At 44.2% G+C, this 16,631-nt stretch carries 22 protein-coding genes; 16 read left to right on the forward strand and 6 right to left on the reverse strand.

What is annotated here, in order from left to right:
• Nucleotides 1–239: 239 nt before the first annotated feature.
• Nucleotides 240–1,151 (reverse strand): LysR family transcriptional regulator, encoded by a 912-nt coding sequence (locus ACT3RR_RS20995; RefSeq protein WP_016239113.1) that lies wholly within the window; start codon nt 1,149–1,151, stop codon nt 240–242.
• A 79-nt stretch (nt 1,152–1,230) separates the two neighbouring features.
• On the opposite strand from ACT3RR_RS20995, the gene ACT3RR_RS21000 reads away from it, so the two are divergent.
• The 11 genes from ACT3RR_RS21000 (at nt 1,231) to ACT3RR_RS21050 (ending at nt 9,353) form a co-directional block, all read left to right on the forward strand.
• Nucleotides 1,231–2,325: an ABC transporter substrate-binding protein gene (locus ACT3RR_RS21000; protein WP_099065564.1), complete on the forward strand. Its 1,095-nt coding sequence runs from the start codon at nt 1,231–1,233 to the stop codon at nt 2,323–2,325.
• Between the two features lie 35 nt (nt 2,326–2,360).
• On the forward strand, nt 2,361–3,380 hold the full coding sequence (locus tag ACT3RR_RS21005) for a FecCD family ABC transporter permease (RefSeq protein WP_019282988.1): 1,020 nt from the start codon (nt 2,361–2,363) through the stop codon (nt 3,378–3,380).
• Between the two features lie 2 nt (nt 3,381–3,382).
• Nucleotides 3,383–4,207, forward strand: a complete 825-nt coding sequence (locus ACT3RR_RS21010) for an ABC transporter ATP-binding protein (RefSeq protein WP_016239116.1) — start codon at nt 3,383–3,385, stop codon at nt 4,205–4,207.
• Nucleotides 4,200–4,715 carry a hypothetical protein gene (locus ACT3RR_RS21015; protein WP_019282989.1) on the forward strand — a complete coding sequence of 172 codons (516 nt, stop codon included), beginning with the start codon at nt 4,200–4,202 and terminating at the stop codon, nt 4,713–4,715. The genes ACT3RR_RS21010 and ACT3RR_RS21015 overlap by 8 nt, the downstream gene beginning before the upstream one ends.
• A 12-nt stretch (nt 4,716–4,727) precedes the next feature.
• Entirely contained in the window at nt 4,728–5,153 is a 426-nt protein-coding gene (gene phnG / locus ACT3RR_RS21020; protein ID WP_021565143.1) for a phosphonate C-P lyase system protein PhnG, read from the forward strand.
• A gap of 4 nt (nt 5,154–5,157) precedes the next feature.
• The gene (gene phnH / locus ACT3RR_RS21025) at nt 5,158–5,715 is read left to right on the forward strand and encodes a phosphonate C-P lyase system protein PhnH (protein WP_016239119.1); all 558 of its coding nucleotides are present in this window, start codon (nt 5,158–5,160) and stop codon (nt 5,713–5,715) included.
• Nucleotides 5,715–6,728, forward strand: a complete 1,014-nt coding sequence (locus ACT3RR_RS21030; protein ID WP_016239120.1) for a carbon-phosphorus lyase complex subunit PhnI — start codon at nt 5,715–5,717, stop codon at nt 6,726–6,728. Before phnH ends, ACT3RR_RS21030 begins: the two co-directional genes overlap by 1 nt.
• Nucleotides 6,725–7,537 carry an alpha-D-ribose 1-methylphosphonate 5-phosphate C-P-lyase PhnJ gene (locus tag ACT3RR_RS21035; RefSeq protein ID WP_021565144.1) on the forward strand — a complete coding sequence of 271 codons (813 nt, stop codon included), beginning with the start codon at nt 6,725–6,727 and terminating at the stop codon, nt 7,535–7,537. Before ACT3RR_RS21030 ends, ACT3RR_RS21035 begins: the two co-directional genes overlap by 4 nt.
• A complete protein-coding gene (locus ACT3RR_RS21040) occupies nt 7,530–8,294 on the forward strand; it encodes an ATP-binding cassette domain-containing protein (protein WP_016239122.1) in 765 nt (254 codons plus the stop codon). The genes ACT3RR_RS21035 and ACT3RR_RS21040 overlap by 8 nt, the downstream gene beginning before the upstream one ends.
• A complete protein-coding gene (locus tag ACT3RR_RS21045) occupies nt 8,294–8,908 on the forward strand; it encodes an ATP-binding cassette domain-containing protein (protein ID WP_016239123.1) in 615 nt (204 codons plus the stop codon). Before ACT3RR_RS21040 ends, ACT3RR_RS21045 begins: the two co-directional genes overlap by 1 nt.
• 64 nt (nt 8,909–8,972) lie before the next feature.
• Complete coding sequence (locus ACT3RR_RS21050) at nt 8,973–9,353, forward strand: porin (RefSeq protein ID WP_172459394.1); 381 nt, start codon at nt 8,973–8,975, stop codon at nt 9,351–9,353.
• A 184-nt stretch (nt 9,354–9,537) separates the two neighbouring features.
• On the opposite strand, the gene ACT3RR_RS21055 is transcribed toward ACT3RR_RS21050, so the two are convergent.
• Nucleotides 9,538–10,560: an IS110-like element IS5708 family transposase gene (locus tag ACT3RR_RS21055; protein WP_032736818.1), complete on the reverse strand. Its 1,023-nt coding sequence runs from the start codon at nt 10,558–10,560 to the stop codon at nt 9,538–9,540.
• Between the two features lie 286 nt (nt 10,561–10,846).
• Nucleotides 10,847–11,215: a hypothetical protein gene (locus tag ACT3RR_RS21060; RefSeq protein WP_032242306.1), complete on the reverse strand. Its 369-nt coding sequence runs from the start codon at nt 11,213–11,215 to the stop codon at nt 10,847–10,849.
• A gap of 583 nt (nt 11,216–11,798) precedes the next feature.
• Between ACT3RR_RS21060 and ACT3RR_RS21065 the strand changes: the two genes are divergently transcribed.
• Together ACT3RR_RS21065 and ACT3RR_RS21070 are read left to right on the forward strand one after the other, a co-directional pair.
• The gene (locus ACT3RR_RS21065; RefSeq protein WP_032736819.1) at nt 11,799–12,005 is read left to right on the forward strand and encodes a hypothetical protein; all 207 of its coding nucleotides are present in this window, start codon (nt 11,799–11,801) and stop codon (nt 12,003–12,005) included.
• Nucleotides 12,006–12,019: 14 nt separating this feature from the next.
• The gene (locus tag ACT3RR_RS21070) at nt 12,020–12,715 is read left to right on the forward strand and encodes a nucleotidyl transferase AbiEii/AbiGii toxin family protein (RefSeq protein WP_032736820.1); all 696 of its coding nucleotides are present in this window, start codon (nt 12,020–12,022) and stop codon (nt 12,713–12,715) included.
• A 40-nt stretch (nt 12,716–12,755) separates the two neighbouring features.
• Here ACT3RR_RS21070 and ACT3RR_RS21075 read toward each other — a convergent pair whose 3' ends face one another.
• The gene (locus ACT3RR_RS21075) at nt 12,756–13,175 is read right to left on the reverse strand and encodes a FitA-like ribbon-helix-helix domain-containing protein (RefSeq protein ID WP_223862024.1); all 420 of its coding nucleotides are present in this window, start codon (nt 13,173–13,175) and stop codon (nt 12,756–12,758) included.
• A gap of 638 nt (nt 13,176–13,813) precedes the next feature.
• On the opposite strand from ACT3RR_RS21075, the gene ACT3RR_RS21080 reads away from it, so the two are divergent.
• The 3 genes from ACT3RR_RS21080 to ACT3RR_RS21090 all read left to right on the forward strand — a co-directional run bounded on the left by ACT3RR_RS21080 (nt 13,814) and on the right by ACT3RR_RS21090 (nt 15,547).
• Nucleotides 13,814–14,476 (forward strand): nucleotide-binding protein, encoded by a 663-nt coding sequence (locus ACT3RR_RS21080; protein ID WP_050296628.1) that lies wholly within the window; start codon nt 13,814–13,816, stop codon nt 14,474–14,476.
• A gap of 102 nt (nt 14,477–14,578) precedes the next feature.
• Nucleotides 14,579–14,863 carry a hypothetical protein gene (locus tag ACT3RR_RS21085; protein WP_013572681.1) on the forward strand — a complete coding sequence of 95 codons (285 nt, stop codon included), beginning with the start codon at nt 14,579–14,581 and terminating at the stop codon, nt 14,861–14,863.
• A gap of 57 nt (nt 14,864–14,920) precedes the next feature.
• Nucleotides 14,921–15,547 (forward strand): hypothetical protein, encoded by a 627-nt coding sequence (locus ACT3RR_RS21090; protein ID WP_050296627.1) that lies wholly within the window; start codon nt 14,921–14,923, stop codon nt 15,545–15,547.
• Nucleotides 15,548–15,574: 27 nt separating this feature from the next.
• Here ACT3RR_RS21090 and ACT3RR_RS21095 read toward each other — a convergent pair whose 3' ends face one another.
• Both ACT3RR_RS21095 and ACT3RR_RS21100 read right to left on the reverse strand, forming a co-directional pair.
• Nucleotides 15,575–16,099, reverse strand: coding sequence for a DUF2726 domain-containing protein (locus tag ACT3RR_RS21095; RefSeq protein ID WP_202209947.1), 525 nt, complete (start codon nt 16,097–16,099; stop codon nt 15,575–15,577).
• Nucleotides 16,100–16,211: 112 nt separating this feature from the next.
• Entirely contained in the window at nt 16,212–16,625 is a 414-nt protein-coding gene (locus tag ACT3RR_RS21100; protein ID WP_228708725.1) for a hypothetical protein, read from the reverse strand.
• Between the last annotated feature and the right edge of the window lie 6 nt (nt 16,626–16,631).

Below are 16,631 nucleotides of genomic sequence, written 5' to 3' on the forward strand. Positions count from 1 at the left end.
GGCACTTGCGCTATGTCGAATTCCTCCCGACGAGCGCAACTGGAAAAAAAATCAAGAGTGCTTTCAAAGCGACAGGAATTGCCTTTCCTTGCTTATCTGTTACAACGAGCGTCAAGCATGATGACGCTCGAAGGCTGATCCGAATGTTTGCAGACCACAAAATCAATGCGTAAGCGCACCTTGATGCACAATGCCTTTTTTCAGTAAAATCTTAAATACTCCCGCATCAGAAACATGCATTACCATGCTTCACTAAAAGCCTGAGAAATTTGACTCCCCATCATGTATGAGTGACGCCAAAAGCAACCTAATTCACGCTCTGCCGATAAAGCGGGAGGAAGCTCCATCACTGCTAAATGATCCGGTAAATGTACATCTCTTACCCAGCCATACGGCAATAATGCATGACCATAACCTGCGGCAACTAAAGCCATTCGATGCTCAACACCAAGGCCATATGTACGAGTCAAGCCGGAGCTTAATAATTTACTTAAGCCTTCAGTAATTAGCGATGGAACAAAATCATCCTCGCTAAGTGGTAGTAATCCAGGCTCACAGAGCATAAGAGGATGGAGTTCAGGCTGAAGTTTATCGGCTCGCACTAGTAAGACAAAGTGTTCCTTGAATAAGCTTGTATATGCCATCCCCTCAGGAACCGACTGTGCTGCACTAATTAGCAAATCAATTTCACGGTTCTGTAAACGCCGTAACAGACCTTGATGCTTGCCACTAACCAACTCGACTTTAGTTTTACCTGAACGGTGAGCACAAATCTGGATAATCCGTAACAAGTTATCCGGTGCCAGTGAGGAAATCACTCCAATACGTAAGGTTTGCCCAAAGGGAAGAGCTAAGCCATCATCACGTAACCCCTCAAGCCGAGTCACGCCTTCTAAAATTACGGCGATTAAGTCTAAAACTTCCTTTCCAAAGGCAGTGGGTGTTATTTTACTCCCCCTTTCAAAAATGGGCTGTCCGAGAATTTCCTCTACTTTTTTTACTTGATAAGACAAGCCCGAGGTCGAAATACCCATGTCTATGGCCGCATAACGAAAACTACGTTTCATTGCGACGGCCTCAACTAAAAGCAAGTCACGCACAGACACTGCTGCTAGCTTGTTCGAAATTACTTCACGCACCGTCATAAACATTCGATTCCAATTGATGAAAAACTGGCTATAATATTTTTAATCAAAATCATATTCAATCTCATTCTCAATTGGAGGGGTTATGACCTCAATACCCCGTTGCTTTGCCGTGCTAGTAGCGACAACTTTGTTATCAGGTAACTTGTCAGCGCAAGAATTTAACTTTACTGATGTAACCGGACAGGAAATTAAGTTAGAAGCCCCTCCTAGACGTATCATTACTCTGCCCAATCCAGCTGCAGCTACCTTCATCGCAATAGATGGTTCTACCGAGCTGTTAGTGGGTATGAATGAGGGCTCTAAACGAGCCTTTGAGAGCGGTATGATGAGCGTTATGTTTCCTGAAGCTGTTGATATCTCCAGTGACATTTTGTCGGAAAACGGTGGTTGGATGCCCAACGTAGAGGCCATCGCAGAACTTAAACCGGATTTAGTCATCCAGTGGGGTGAGCGCGGCGATGATATCGTAGCTCCACTTCGCAATGCAGGTTTGCCCGTTGCTCTAATGGTAGGCGGTGGCAATGCGGGTACAGAAGAGCTGGCCCGAGCCAATATGAAAATGGTGGCTGATATCACGGGTAATACTGAAAAACTGTCAAAGCTTATTGATTGGCGTGACCGTGTACAAAGTGAAATTACTACTGGTTTAAAACAAGTAGGCTTTCATGCAACACCAAGCATTTTGCATTTGCGCTCTGCCAAATCCAAGTTGACTGCTACTGGTGAGAAAAGTTATCAACAAACCTTCATCGAGCTGGTTGGCGCTAAAAATGTAGCTCAAGGAGCTGGCGTACAAAGCACTGTTAGCGTGGAACAGATTCTTGAATGGAACCCAGATATTATCTTACTTTCCGCAGCAGAGACGGATGCTGGATTAGAAGCGATATACGACGACCCATTACTTTCTCGCTTAAATGCCGCCGTACAAAAACGCGTTTATAAGACACCTCAAGGTGGATATATCTGGGATAGTGCTTCCCATGAAAGCCCCTACACATGGATGTGGCTGGCCAATCTTACTCATCCCGATATTTTCTCTTTTGACCTACGTCACGAATTAAAAGAAGGCTTCAAATTACTTTATAACTTTGACCTATCGGATGAGCAGATAGATCGAATTCTGCGTATTGATATGAACGGCGACAGTCACGGTTATCAAGTGTTTCGTAAACAATGAACAAATATACGCGATCGATTCACTCGTCCTCAGAAATGGTTGAGCCAGTTACCCTGAGCACTTGGCGTGCTAGTCATTGGCCTCTTTTGTCCCTACTGCTTATAGCGACTGTGCTAATCGGGCTATCAGTAGGTCGATACAGCGTAGCGCTAGATGAGATTGTAGCCATCCTATATGCAGCCTTACGAGGTGATAACTCACAGCATATGGATGCGTTGGTGATCTTGAATGTACGCTTGCCGCGCATATTATTGGCAGGAGTATGTGGGGCTGGGCTTGCCATCTGCGGGGTAGCCTTACAAACCTTATTTCGTAACCCTCTCGTTTCACCTAAAGTGCTAGGTTTATCCTCAGGTTCAGCATTAGGAGGATCACTGGCAATTTTGGCTGGAGTAGGGGGGCCGCTACTGATGGGGGCTACGTTTGTATCAGCATTTGCTGCTCTGTTTTTAGTAGTGCTGATTTCAAATATGGCGGGTCGTACTTTGATGACTATTGTGCTTGCTGGAATTGTTATTGATGCTTTATTTGCAGCAGGTATTTCGTTAGTTCAATATGCCGCGGATCCAGAAACGAGTTTACCTGCCATCGTCTTTTGGCTGATGGGAAGCTTTGCAACGGCGAGTTGGGAAAAATTTGCACAAACTGCTCCTATACTCATTGCCAGCATTTACCTACTGAATAGAATGCGCTATCGCATTGCTGTACTCGCTATGGGTGACGACGAAGCTAAGTCGTTTGGCATCCATGTTGCACGCTCCCGGATGGTCGTCTTCGCGTTGATTTCTATCATTATCGGCGCCTGCGTAACCGCATCGGGCGTAGTGGGGTGGGTAGGACTCGTAATCCCACACTTTGCTCGTATGTTAGTAGGCGAAGATCACCGCCGGCTCTATTTCACGAGTCTTATGCTGGGTGCCACTTTCATGATTTTGACTGATACGTTGGCTCGTAGTTTAACTGCTGCAGAGATTCCTTTAGGCGTACTCACAGCTCTAGTTGGCGCCCCCGTCTTTGTGTACTTACTATGCACTCGTCGACGTGAAAGGGCTTAATCATGCAAACCGTCTTTACCTCTCATCTCAGTTTAACTGGAGCGTGCGTACGTTTTAGTGAACGTGTGATTTTTCAGGATTTAAGTTTTAACGTACAAAAGGGCGAAACGTTGGCCATTTTGGGCCCAAACGGACGCGGTAAGACTACGTTGCTAAAAGCTCTATTAGGCTCACAACGTTTAGATCAAGGACAACGGCAGGTACCCCACCTCATCGGCTATGTACCTCAATACCAATACGGTAGTGAAAACCATTGTTGCCTCGATGTGGTACTCATGGCACGAGCCGCCTTGCTTCCCATGTTCAGCCTTCCTTCACAGCGGGATCGTAAGCTAGCTCTTGAAGCATTGGAAAAAGTAGGCGGAGGGCATTTTGCTTATCGTTTATATGGCTCTCTATCCGGCGGCGAGCGCCAATTAGTGTTGCTTGCTCGTGCTTTAGCTACTGGTGCTGAGGTACTCATACTTGATGAGCCGGCTTCAGCTTTAGATTTAGCTAATCAGGACTTATTGCTTAACGTCTTATTCGAGTTACGCCGAGTACGTAGCCATTCGGTCGTTTTTACCACTCACCATCCGCAACACGCTCTGCATCTCGCAGACAAAGTACTGCTGATGCACACCAACGATCAGATTAAATTTGGTCCAGCTGATGAGCTGTTAACCGAGTCTGAGTTATCCCGTTTATACAACGTCAGACTACGCCGTCTAATGGTGCAAACGGGAGAACATTTTCAAAGCACAATCTGCCCGGTTTTTGGAATACGTGAACCGGATCAAGATATGCCCATTTCTTATCCTCTAAACAAAGGTAAATACAATGAGTAACGATACAATCTCCTATCTGGAAAATGGACATGAATTTACAGTCCACTTTGATGAGTTATTAAAATACCACGGTGCCGGTTATCCGGGTGGTGTAGCCCACGGGCTAAAAGTTATGCAGCGAGCCTGGCCCTTGCTAGATAATGGTCGTTTGCCTGAACGACGTGAAATTCGCTGTGTCACAGCCTTTGGAGGCCCAGGGGGTAGAGATGCGATTGAGTTTGTTACCCGCGGTCTTACTGAGGGTCGCTACATTGTTGATAACTCAGTAGGGCTCGAAGAAGAAGAGTCCCCCGGTGGTCGTTATTACTTCCGTTTCGAGTACCGTGGCACCGCTGTTGAAATCACCATCCGTCCCGGACACGTACGCCCCGAGTTCATTCAGTTAGCACGCAAGAAAGACCGCTCACCAGAAGAAGAGATCATTTTGGCTGAAATGAAGCTCGAAATGGGAGAACGCTTGTTAGTCCAGCCCGCAGAAGATATTTACAACGCTACCGTATTATCGTAATAAGTCATAGCCATGAATCAAGAACGTCAAACTTGGCTCGGGCTACTTGCCCGAGCTAACCGAGATTATCTGGAAAATATCTGGGCTACTTACAATCCGGGTGTGCCTATACAAAAACTCGCTGGCCCTGAAACGGGGTTGGTGCAGCTCAATACACAAGCTTGTAAGGCCTCAGTGTCATTTCAGTTTGGTGAGGCTTCTTGTACTCGCTGCGTAATCGCTATTGGGAAAATTCAAGGTTACGCAGTACATTTGGGCTCCGATCTACGCAAAGCGGAGTTAGCGGCCTATCTAGACGCCTTTCTACAAACGGCCCCCTCCCACCAACGTGAGCTGGTGCTGCACCCTATACGCCAACAGTTAGAGCTAAAAAAGGCTGAGAGGGAGCAGCTGACGGCTGCTACTTCTGTACGTTTCTACACCACACAAAAAACTTAGAATCATGAAAATACCTTTACGATCTGAGCACAGACATGACGATGAGTTACATCGGCAGACGCGTACTTATCGGCGACTACTGCATGCCTTTGGTTACCCAATGCGCATACAGCAACTAGAAGAGCGTGCTATTCATTGCATCGTTGACTGCCTTCTAGACAGCCAAACGACGGTAGCTATTGAGGTGGAAAATAAGGAATTAACAAGCCGTATTTTGAATACAGGCGCAACCTTGAGCCAAACTCCCGAATGGGTTTTTGCAGGTTCTCAACGGCATCACTTACAACATATTCCAGCAGGAAGCCGTGAGTCGCCTGAAAGTGGGGCAACCCTTGTCATGGAAATAGCCGCCATATCACCTACAAACGGGGGGCTTGCTATACGAGCCACCGGTGCAGGACTCAACAAACCACACACTTTATATTTTTCAGGGTTACATCAAAATGTAGTCATTGATCATATTGCTTTTCGTGCCGATTACCCGCGTGGAGTGGACCTACTACTATGCGCTGACACGCAGCTGGTTGTATTACCACGTCACTTAACTTTGGAGATCATTTAATGTACGTACCAGTAAAGGGTGGTGAACAAGCAATTGCTGCTTCCCGTATAGCCGTAGAACGGAGTCGCCGAGGCGACGACACAATCCCCGAGATTGAAATTAATCAAATCATGGCACAAATGTCGTTAGCTCTTGATCGGATCATGAGTGAGGGGGGCTTATACGATCGACGTTTTGCTGCTATTGCCTTTAAGCAAGCTCAGGGAGACATTGCCGAAGCGGTATTTCTCGTACGTGCTCATCGCGCGCAATTAGCCAATTTTGGCTCAAGCCAAAACATAGATCTAAAAACAATGCATTACAGTCGCCACATTTCCGCCACGCAAAAAGAGTTGGCTGGAGGGCAAATTTTAGGCGCCACTTACGACTACACCCACCGCTTACTGAATATGGATTTAGAACACTCTCGCCCTCAGTGCGAGTTACCTAAATCAGTGATAACAGCTCCCTCATCGCCCTCTAGCTCTGAGCCACTGTACGCAGATCTTATCCGCACCGAAATATCTAAAGCTCCGATAGACATTACGCGAACTGTTTTGCCTTCTTTACCTGATCCTTGCGAGCGTCTCGCTCATCTCGCTCGTGGCGAAGAAGGCTACTTAACTGGATTAGCTTACGAGAGTTTGCGTAAAGCCTCAACGAGTCATCCCTATGTAGCGCAATTAATGAGAGGGAGCGTTGAAATATTCGTAGAGCTGGAAGACCTCAATTTAACCGTATCCATTGGTGAGGTTGAGTTAACTGCCTGCACTACTGTGGCTCCAAATTTTAGCTCATCTCCACATTTAGAAGCGGGTTTTGGTATTGCTTTTGGAGCTAACGAGCGTAAAGCCGTCGCCATGGCAATCGTAGATCAGCACTTTAAAATTGAGGGTGCTACCAGTGATGCACTCATGCATACCGACGGAGTCGCTGCATCCGGCTATGTCAGCCATTTGAAATTACCTCATTACTCTGACTTTGATGCTGATTTAGCGCGTTTACGCCGAGTTCAGGCTAAGGAGGAAATATGAATTATGCCTACCTTGATCTACCGTCCAAACAAGAAATACGTCGTAAAACCCTAAAAGCACTCTGTCTACCTGGACGTCAAATACCTTTCTCAGCTCCTGAGCTACCCATTGCCTATGGTTGGGGGGTAGGAGGCATGGCTATTACCGCTGCCTTATTAGAACCGAATGACACGTTAAAGGTAGTCGATCATGGTTCGGATGATACCGTTAATGCCCTGAATATCGCGGATTTTTTTACTAAAACGGCAAACATATCAATTACGACAACAAGCTCAAAGGCTACTCTCATTCAAACGCGTCAGCGAGTCCCTGAAAGCCCGTTGCGGGAAGAGCAAATTGTGGTGTACCAAGTTCCTCGACCTGACCCTCTACGTGGATTTATTAATGATGCGGCCGAAGCACTGACACGGCACGCACATCATGATTACGGTGTCGTGTTAAGCGCTCTATTTGAAACATGGTTGCAACAAGATGATGCGTGCTTAGGATACGACCACCCTGTGATTGTTAATGATGGGGTCTTAATGTCACCGTCGCCTATTCCTGCTATGGATAACCCCCGCATGGCGATGATGCCTGCTATTCAGATTTTTGGCGCCGCACGCGAGCGACGAATTTATGCATTGCCTGCCTATACACCCTTAGCAAACTTAGCTTTTGTTGACCTGCCTGCTAGCCTGAAAAAAGTCGATACAGCATGTTGTATCTGCGGCTCATCTATTCATTATTTGGATAATATTGGTACGTCAAACACCCCCCATTGGGTATGTTCCGACTCCGAAGCATGCAAGGAGCGCGCTCATGTTTAGCTTGCCAGATCCCGTGCTGACAGCACAGGCTATCTCACTTGAAATAGCTGGGCACCGTATTTTGTCGGATTGTCACCTCAAGCTTTATCCTTCCGAGGTTCTCGCTTTAGTCGGCCCCTCAGGTGCTGGAAAATCAAGTCTTCTGAATATACTTGCTGGACGACAGCTATCTAACAACTGTCAGGCTCTTTCCCTTTTAGGCCAGGATTTACTACGTACCAGTCTTTATCAAACTAACCTTTTACGTCGGCGGGCGTGTGGCTATGTGGCTCAGGATGCCAGCACAACCCTAAACCTGAGACAAAGTGCCGCCACTAATATCGTACGTCGTCTTTTTGATTTAGGTGACAACCGTGCGGTTGATGCACTCAAACAAGCACAAAAATGGGGCCAGCGACTTGGTTTATGTCCAGAACGATTACATGAGCCAGTGAAGAACTTTTCGGGAGGGATGCGCCAACGCGTACAAATCGCTGCGGCCATGATCCATCAGCCGAGCATTTTATTTTTAGATGAACCCACTGCTGGTCTCGACTCAGTCGCTCAAGCAGATTTTTTAGATGTGCTCTCTAATTTGAGAAACCAAACACAGACTGCCATGGTGTTTGTGACTCATGACTTACGTCTAGCTCGACTCATTGCTGATCGGGCCATCGTGATGGATCAAGGCCGCATCGTCAGCGAATCCATTATGGATCGTTTGCTTACTGAGCCTGAGCATCTCATCGCCCAAGCTCTTGTTAAGGCAATGATTTAATGAATAAACCAACTGTGATTTTGCAGTATGAAGGCAATGGCATACATCATGGGCCACTTCGCATAACGGCACAAACAGGGCAGATCGTACAGATCTGGGGAGCGTCAGGCTCAGGAAAATCGACTTTGCTCTCACGAATTTGGGGAAGTCGAAGCTTAGGAACGGCACACTTGTGCATACGAACCCACGATCAGCAGTTCACACCAAGCACAATGACACCCGCCCACTTTGCATTTCTACGCTCACGATTAATGTCGTACGTAGGGCAACATCCTACCGTACTACCTCGCGAAAAACTTGTGGATTGGTTTGCTCTAGTCCCCACAAAGACAGTACTCGACGGACTAAGACTGCTGGACCTCTCTCCTAGCTTACTCTCTCGCTATGCCTGTGATGTCTCTGGTGGTGAACTACAGCGTTTTATGTTGCTTCACGCTTATTTTTCTTCTCCTCCAATCTTACTTTTAGATGAGCCCTGTACAGGATTGGATCCAGAGCGTAGTCATCAGGTGAGCACGCTTTTATTACAGGCTAAAGCCGCTCAGAAACTGGTTATTTACACCAGTCATACGAGTGCCAGTTGGGTGGATCAGTCAATCTCTTTAGACGGTTAAACCGTCTACATTTAATTTAACCTGGAAAAGTACTCATAATGAAAAAATTTTATTGGGATCTGCGTTGAGTGTAGGTTGCCTAAACTTCGTTCATGCCGATACCTCAGTCACACTGTATGGTGTGTTGGATGCTGGAATTACTCATCAACGTATTAGTGGCATGTGGGACGGTTCTCCTTACTCATCCAAATCCACTGGGCTACTCAGCGGTGGCCAATCCGGAAATCGATGGGGCTTAAAAGTCACTGAGTCATTGGGTAATGGCACGGCAGCAGTCGTACAGCTAGAAAGTGGTTTTGAGTTAACTACCGGTGAAAGCAAGCAAGGCGGACGTCTATTTCGGGTCCGCTTGGAAAAAGGAAATTATCCTACTATAAGGGCTTCCCCAAACAGTCAACGCCGGTTTTTAATTTCTGGCTGTTCATCAATGAAAGGCAAGGGATGAGACTGCACTACTATAAACGGTCACGCTGAATCGCTATTGATTCGGACCCTGATGAAAGACGCTCGTGAGATCCTCCTTCGTTAATCGGATAGTGATATCCAGTAGGATATGCAGATACTTCTCACGGGGGTCTAACCCTTTACCATCAACGAGTTACAGTTCAGTTACTACTCAGTTTAATTTTTCACGTTGTTGAATACAGTCTGAAGTCATCGCCGTAATGTAATGATGCCCAGCACAACCTCGCATTCTTGGCGGCGATTGCAACGACAGCACGCCAGTATCCCCGCCTACCAATCAACGAGCAGACCCAACGGCTAAACGAGTCCGTTCTATTCTCTGCCCCTACCATAACAGAACGGGCTCCCTGGACCAGCAGGGTTCGCAGGTAGGCATCACCCGCTTTTGTTATCCTGCCAAGCTTTGATTTTCCGCCACTACTGTATTGTGATGGCGTTAGCCCCAACCAGGCTGCCAGTTGGCGCCCGTTCTTAAAATCATGGGCATTGCCAATACTGGCGACCAGCGCACTCGCCGTTGTGGGCCCAATACCTTTCAGTTCCATTAACTGCTGGCTGCGATGATCTGTTTTGGCAACACGAGATAACACCCTGTCATATTCGGCGATTTTCTCTTCAATATTAGTGACATGTGCTAATAGATCATCAATGCACAGCCTGACCTGTACTGGCAGAGTTTCCTTCTGGTCAGAAACAGCATGACGCAGAGCATCAGTGCTTTGTGGGGCAATAACCCCGAATTCAGATACCAACCCCCGAAGACGGTTATACGTCGCTGTTCTTTCCTGAATAAATCCCTGTCTTGTCCTATGTAAGCATTGCATTGCCTGCTGGCTTTCGTCTTTGACGGGTACAAAGCGCATGTGCGGCCGCTGCACAGCCTCACAAATAGCTATTGCATCAGCTGCATCATTTTTCCCGGTCTTACCCGCCATGCGATAGGGTGAGACAAATTTCGGTGCCATCAACCGGACATCATGGCCATACTGCCTGAATAATCTTGCCCAATAGTGGGCACCCGAGCAGGCTTCCATTCCAATGACACAGGGAGGTAAACCAGCGATGAGTTCAGAAAGTGCTGCACGCGACACCTTGGGTTTAACCAGAACTGCTTTACCATTTTGGTCAACGCAGTGAACAGCAAACACATTTTTAGCAAGATCGATACCGACAGTGGTGATGGTCATAACGAATCCCTCTGGGTCAATGTTTATCCCATGATTGCATGAAAGTTAACCAGGCGCATATCCAGGGGAAGTCCCTTCCATTCGTTAAGCTTTTCAAGCTTAACGGGTGATTTCGTTCCATTGATCGGAAACCCCTGACCGCAAGGGATGTACGGAACTGTCAGGCTGTCCGTTTCTGGTTTTGCCTACTTTCGGACAGATCAACGGCATGGTGTACGTAATCGTTCGGTTTCGGACGTTTAAGTCACATGCACGTTAACTGTCGGTATTCATCGCCTCACTAGTACTACTCTGCTAGTTCATCATGTTCTTCGAGAGCATATTCAAAATCGGCAACAAGCAAGAAATTTTCTATCCTATAAGCCTGATTTAACTTAATTCGTTGGTATCTTTCGTTCAATAATCGCCATGCTGTTTTCCGTAGTACCATCGGTACGGATTCATCTTTTAAAGTACGCATGAGCACAGAACAGGTTGTCAGAAAAGCAGCGTCCTTACGTTTTCGGTAATACGCATCAGTCGAACAAACCGCAATGATCTCGATTGATTCAGGGTGATGACAGATAGCATTAACCGTAGTTTGTTCATGTATCTGTGCCTTGAGTTCAGCCTGAATTTTTGATTGATGATACATAGCCTTGAGATAGCTAAACATGATTTCCCCATCGAACAGTAAGTCGTGTCAATTCCTAGAGTTAACACATTTCTGATCATGACTCACACGTTACGTTCAGTCGGTAGCCATCTGTGCAAAAAATGCGCTTAGCGTAGGATAATTTCCTTTTTCCAAGCGGACCCCAAATACTATCAACACACTAGCAGCGCATCCATTCTTATCAAATTCGTCAAACAACGAACTAAACGTACAATAATTCTCTATATCCAAACTGACTCCAATAATTTCCAATCTCCAAACTTGTCTATGCAGTGCTACGCAAAAAATCCGTTACTTTCCCCCTGCCCTTCCCTCAGATTTCACGTAGTACACATATGATGTTAAGAGATTCAAAAATATTGATGTTTTGATGTTGCGTAGTAAAACATGTAACCCAATGAAAATTATAGAAACGTTAAAGCGCCGGTGGCACCCATCAGGAGATGGCCAACACATCCGTGTGTGGTAATCACAACAATATAATTGAAGGGTAATTGCAGGAATAGCACTTTTTGACACGAAACCGGTTGTGGCATTTGCTATAACCTCGTAACTATGTCTGTAGACTGCAATAGGTGACTTTATGGGTGAAATTATTCGAGGCAACTATCCTGAACTGGATAAAGTGCTGTGGGATTTTCACACTCAGAAAATTCCCGCAATGTTGGCTTTTCGTATGTACGAAGAGCGTTGGAATTTTGTTGATGAAAAACATATAGGTCAAAATGAACGCCAGTTGATTGATGCCTTAACTGATTTTTACGGTAACGGTGTCTTTATGGCTGCATAAGGATTCATTCTGTAGTGAACGAATATAAGATTAAGCATCATAAACTAATCAGGTCGGTATTGAATAATTTCAATGCCGACTTTTTTTTTGCTAACTCTATTTATTTCGGAGGGGGAACTCGTATTGCCCTTGAAATAGATGAGTATAGAGAATCGATCGATGTTGATTTTTTGTGCCCTGATAAATCATCTTATCGAGCCGTACGGGAACAGGTTACATCCAACTCACTTGGCAACTTAGTAAAACAAGACTTCCAGTATGCCAGAGAAATAATGTTTGATAGATATGGAGTTCGCACCTTCATAAAAGAACAGGACGCAACGATAAAGCTTGAGATAGTTAGTTTCGATAACTACGATTTAGTAGCTGATACGCGCAAGTTGTTCCCTATTCCTTTCATAGATCAAGAAAGCTGTTTTTATACTAAATTATTAGCAAATTCAGATAGATGTATGCATGGGCAGTGTAAGGATATTTTTGATATTTTGGCTATGTATGATGCGTGGGGAGGCATACCACAAAGCGCAATCACAAAGGCCGAAAAACATTATGGTTCTTCTGTTTTAAGCGATCTAATCCGCTCGCTTAAAGATATACAAACCAATAGTGCTCATTATTATGAGCTTGCCGATGCTATGTTAATTCAACATGATTTTGCTCAAAAACTCATTGGTGATGTTGCTCCACAGGTACTAGCAAATCTATCTTAAAATGGTGGAGGCTAAAGATGCTAGCCTCCATTAATAGCACCTATCTACGCTTCGAGGCTGACACTTCATCAGCTTCTAATTGCTCTCTGTGTAGATAATCCCCTGCAATTGGAGGTGGAGTTACCAGTTTCGGACGACCAGTTTCAACATCACGCACTGTAACCAGCCCAACAATTTCCCCGTCATGAGTCAGCGCCCATGCCGCCAATTGGTAAACAGTACTCTTGGTTGAACAACCTTCGACATTATCATGCCGGAAATACCAGTCCGTTGACGGCATTATCTGCTTATAGCGTGTTGCTGGCTCACTGACAGGTTTGATAGCCGCAGGGCTTTCTTCCAGTGCTAACTTTAAAATCAACCTTGCCTGACCTTCTATAGACCGCTCTGACATTGCAGCCATTTCTTCTAATCGAGTGTAGAGATCATCAGGAAAGTTTCGAACTTGTATCTTAGCCATTGCGCAGACTCATTTTGAACCCTATTTGAATCAAATGTATCTAATCTAGGTTGTAAAGTGAACACCTTATTTGAATTAATATTTTAGTTACAACATTCATATGTAAATGAAAGGCCGCCACATCAGCCATAGAGTTGTAGACAAGCCCCCAAAAATCGGTGCGGGTAAGATACAATATGTTAAATTGCCGACTTTTGATAATTTTATAGCCGCCAAACCATATATCTACTACGAAACCTTCAAAAACCAAGCTCAATCTGACGATTTCATTCTTTTTTGGCGTACATAACTGATCATCAAATTTCAGCTTAACCGACCAACCATTAACATATTTGCAACATGCCTGATTTCACCTTGAATTTATGTCCTAAGCTCCATTTTCGCCAGTTTCCCTTTTTCTGTTACGTTGTAACCGAAAGATATCATAAAGACATACAATTTACATTGTAAAGACACAGAAATCATTACATTGTAATGCACACATAAAGACACTGAGTGATTTACAATTGCTTTACTATGTAAATACACAAACATCTTTATAACGTCTTTACATAGTAAAGCGCTCGATGTATAAAGATACTGTAAAGACAGATGCGTCTTTATTCCATCTTTACAACGTAAATAATATGAGGCCTCAAATGGGTAAAATTTTACTGGTAGTATCAGACAAAGGCGGTGTTGGGAAAAGCACCTACGTAGCTAATACGGCCTCTATGCTGGTAAACAAAGGCAAGTCGGTTATCGTTCTGAAAACAGACAAAAACAAAGACATGTTGAGTTGGAGTGAAAAGCGTCAGGCAAATGGCCTGTTACCCGTCCCTGTGCATGAGGCATACGGGAATGTAACCAAGGAGATAAGCCGCCTAAGCAAACTCTGTGAAGTACTGATCGTGGATTGTCCAGGGCATGATAGCCATGAGTTCCGTAGCGCTCTAACCGTATCAGACATCATGGTTACACTAGTAAAACCTTCATCTGACTTTGAAAGTGAAACCCTAACAAGCGTAACGGAAAAAGTCAGAATAGCTCAAAAGACTAACGGAAATCTTCAACCGTGGGTATTAATGACGCGCATTAATCCAAGCAAACCACGTCACACACAGAAAGCCATAGAACTAGACAAAATACTCCGTTCAGACAGCATCTGGATTCAACCATTAAAGACAAGAATAGCCGAGTTGGATGTATTCGAAAACGCATGTAACGAAGGGGCAGGGGTGCATGATGTAGCTCGTGCTTCCAGCCTTAACAATGCAAAAGCACAGCTCGAATTAGTTGGTATGGAATTAGGAATTGTTTAATAAATTCAGTAAATTAACAACGTATCTTTACATTGTAAATACACTATAAAGACACTATAATAAAGACATTCGTTATAGTGTCCTGACTAAAGAGATCAAAAAATGGCTTTAAAACTGAATACCCCAAAACTTCCTGAATCAAACGAACCAGCAACTAACGCAGAAACTGCGCGTTTCATTGCCGGAGCCAGTAAAAAGCCAGTAACTGCTAAAGCCAAGCTGCTTAATTTCCGCTTGAATGAAAATTTCGAAGGTATACTCGAATCCGAGGCAATGAGGACAGGGCAAAGTAAAACAACCGTGTTGAAAGCTGCACTGGCAGCATGGGACAACATGGATGAAAACCAACGAAATCACTGGTTATTAGAATCAGCTAAAATAGGGTGATTTGGATATTTTGGGTTGGTTGCTTACAGAGCATAATTAATTGATATAGGGAATTAAATGTCATCATTAATATTTTATACCGACGAAATACAAGCGGTAGTAGCGACAGATACACTTGCTGTTGATAATGGGAAGCCTATTGCTTTTGTAAGTAAGTCAGGCTTTATACCTCACTTAAAAACCATCGTAGCTGGCACTGGAGCAGGTGGCTTTGCAAATAAGTGGTTACTTGAAGCATCAACAAGGATGGTTGTGCGGGGCATCCAAAATTTGGATTTTCACACTCCAAAAGCACTTAATAGACTTTGGTTAGACTATAAAAAAGAATTTTCTCTGCCTGATGAATTTACAACAACAGTCTATCAATTTGGTATTTGTGAAGAAACTGGTAAAACCGTATCGTATGCATATCGATCAACTAACGATTTTAAATCTGAATCATTAGGATATGGGACAGGAGTAAAACCAGATTGCACAATACTTGAAGGTAACTTAGTTGACATAATACCAACAATGATGAATGAGCAGAGATACCTAGAATCAAAAAAACCAGTACATGAAAGAATATATATTGGAGGAGAAATAATATTGTATCATTTAACAGAAAAAGGATGTAATTGTTTTAAAATTGGCGAGTTTGATGATTATAAAACTCAGCAAGATAATTTACTTTCAAACTTTTAGATATAAAAGCCCATAAGGGCTTTTAATTTATTCTTCATCATCTTTCAGTAAAGAGGCAAATGATTCATCACTCATCATTTCAAGTGTATTCTTGAATACATAGAATGAAATGCCGGACATCTCACATACACGCTTAATCACTAGCCGTTTCTTTTGCTGCCTTACTGTAGCAGCATCACCGAACTGAACCACTGCAAGTACACCATCATCATATGACGTTATCACATAATCACATGTGATATTTTGAACCTCGACAATCAATTCTTTTATTGCATCATCACTGCCATAAGGACGTACAAATTCAATTAGCCTTACCTTTGGGTATACTGAATAATCAGGTATAATATTACGTGAAAGAACACCTAAAAACTCAGCCTCTGATTCAGAAAGCAGATGAATCTTATTAAAACAATCAACCTCACCAATTGCTATAAAAGCATTGCTCGAATATTGAGGGTTATTGCTGATGAAATCACTAAAAACGTTAACGCTTGATGGAATGACTACATTATTAGTTGGTTCAATTACTTTCTGCTTATTACGTTTAAACATTATCGATTATCCTTAAAATAGAGCCTGCGGCAGGCACAGGCAAAAACCCCGTTTTTGGACAATCAGATAGAAAATTGGTACCAATTTCTAGCGGATTGTCTATCCTGCATTGTCATGATCTGCCTGTAGAGTCAGAGCCTATGCCGAACAACCTGAAAGCAAATCGGCTTTCAGTCCACCACGTAAACAATTGTTCCGCGCAGCCACAAAGAGACAAAACTAACCAAGCAGCAAGAACGGCGTAGCCACTCACATTAGCCCCCATAAACCAAACGATGGTAAGCCCCACAACGGCAATACCGCCGATGATCTGAAACAACAGCCGCAAAGCCGCCATAACACCAAGGGGAACAACAACAATCAGGTAAAGAGAAATAGCAAGTAGATACCGAAATGGTAACAAAAAAGATAACAGTCGAAATGAAGTAGTGTTGTGATTATATGATTCATCATTCACAGCCGCAGGTTTGGATTTTTCAAGCCCACATTTGATGCCCTGAAAATCAATAATATTGTTTTTCATCATGTCCTC

Origin of the sequence: Ewingella sp. AOP8-B2-18 (assembly GCF_052376015.1) — a bacterium.
In the GTDB taxonomy this organism is placed as follows: domain Bacteria; phylum Pseudomonadota; class Gammaproteobacteria; order Enterobacterales; family Enterobacteriaceae; genus Ewingella; species Ewingella allii.

Coding starts and splice junctions, on each gene's coding strand:
- ACT3RR_RS20995 (WP_016239113.1), bottom strand. CDS start 1,151: ATGTTTATGACGGTGCGTGAAGTAATTTCGAACAAGCTAGCAGCAGTG.
- ACT3RR_RS21000 (WP_099065564.1), top strand. CDS start 1,231: ATGACCTCAATACCCCGTTGCTTTGCCGTGCTAGTAGCGACAACTTTG.
- ACT3RR_RS21005 (WP_019282988.1), top strand. CDS start 2,361: ATGGTTGAGCCAGTTACCCTGAGCACTTGGCGTGCTAGTCATTGGCCT.
- ACT3RR_RS21010 (WP_016239116.1), top strand. CDS start 3,383: ATGCAAACCGTCTTTACCTCTCATCTCAGTTTAACTGGAGCGTGCGTA.
- ACT3RR_RS21015 (WP_019282989.1), top strand. CDS start 4,200: ATGAGTAACGATACAATCTCCTATCTGGAAAATGGACATGAATTTACA.
- phnG (WP_021565143.1), top strand. CDS start 4,728: ATGAATCAAGAACGTCAAACTTGGCTCGGGCTACTTGCCCGAGCTAAC.
- phnH (WP_016239119.1), top strand. CDS start 5,158: ATGAAAATACCTTTACGATCTGAGCACAGACATGACGATGAGTTACAT.
- ACT3RR_RS21030 (WP_016239120.1), top strand. CDS start 5,715: ATGTACGTACCAGTAAAGGGTGGTGAACAAGCAATTGCTGCTTCCCGT.
- ACT3RR_RS21035 (WP_021565144.1), top strand. CDS start 6,725: ATGAATTATGCCTACCTTGATCTACCGTCCAAACAAGAAATACGTCGT.
- ACT3RR_RS21040 (WP_016239122.1), top strand. CDS start 7,530: ATGTTTAGCTTGCCAGATCCCGTGCTGACAGCACAGGCTATCTCACTT.
- ACT3RR_RS21045 (WP_016239123.1), top strand. CDS start 8,294: ATGAATAAACCAACTGTGATTTTGCAGTATGAAGGCAATGGCATACAT.
- ACT3RR_RS21055 (WP_032736818.1), bottom strand. CDS start 10,560: ATGACCATCACCACTGTCGGTATCGATCTTGCTAAAAATGTGTTTGCT.
- ACT3RR_RS21060 (WP_032242306.1), bottom strand. CDS start 11,215: ATGTTTAGCTATCTCAAGGCTATGTATCATCAATCAAAAATTCAGGCT.
- ACT3RR_RS21065 (WP_032736819.1), top strand. CDS start 11,799: ATGGGTGAAATTATTCGAGGCAACTATCCTGAACTGGATAAAGTGCTG.
- ACT3RR_RS21075 (WP_223862024.1), bottom strand. CDS start 13,175: ATGGCTAAGATACAAGTTCGAAACTTTCCTGATGATCTCTACACTCGA.
- ACT3RR_RS21080 (WP_050296628.1), top strand. CDS start 13,814: ATGGGTAAAATTTTACTGGTAGTATCAGACAAAGGCGGTGTTGGGAAA.
- ACT3RR_RS21085 (WP_013572681.1), top strand. CDS start 14,579: ATGGCTTTAAAACTGAATACCCCAAAACTTCCTGAATCAAACGAACCA.
- ACT3RR_RS21090 (WP_050296627.1), top strand. CDS start 14,921: ATGTCATCATTAATATTTTATACCGACGAAATACAAGCGGTAGTAGCG.
- ACT3RR_RS21095 (WP_202209947.1), bottom strand. CDS start 16,099: ATGTTTAAACGTAATAAGCAGAAAGTAATTGAACCAACTAATAATGTA.
- ACT3RR_RS21100 (WP_228708725.1), bottom strand. CDS start 16,625: ATGATGAAAAACAATATTATTGATTTTCAGGGCATCAAATGTGGGCTT.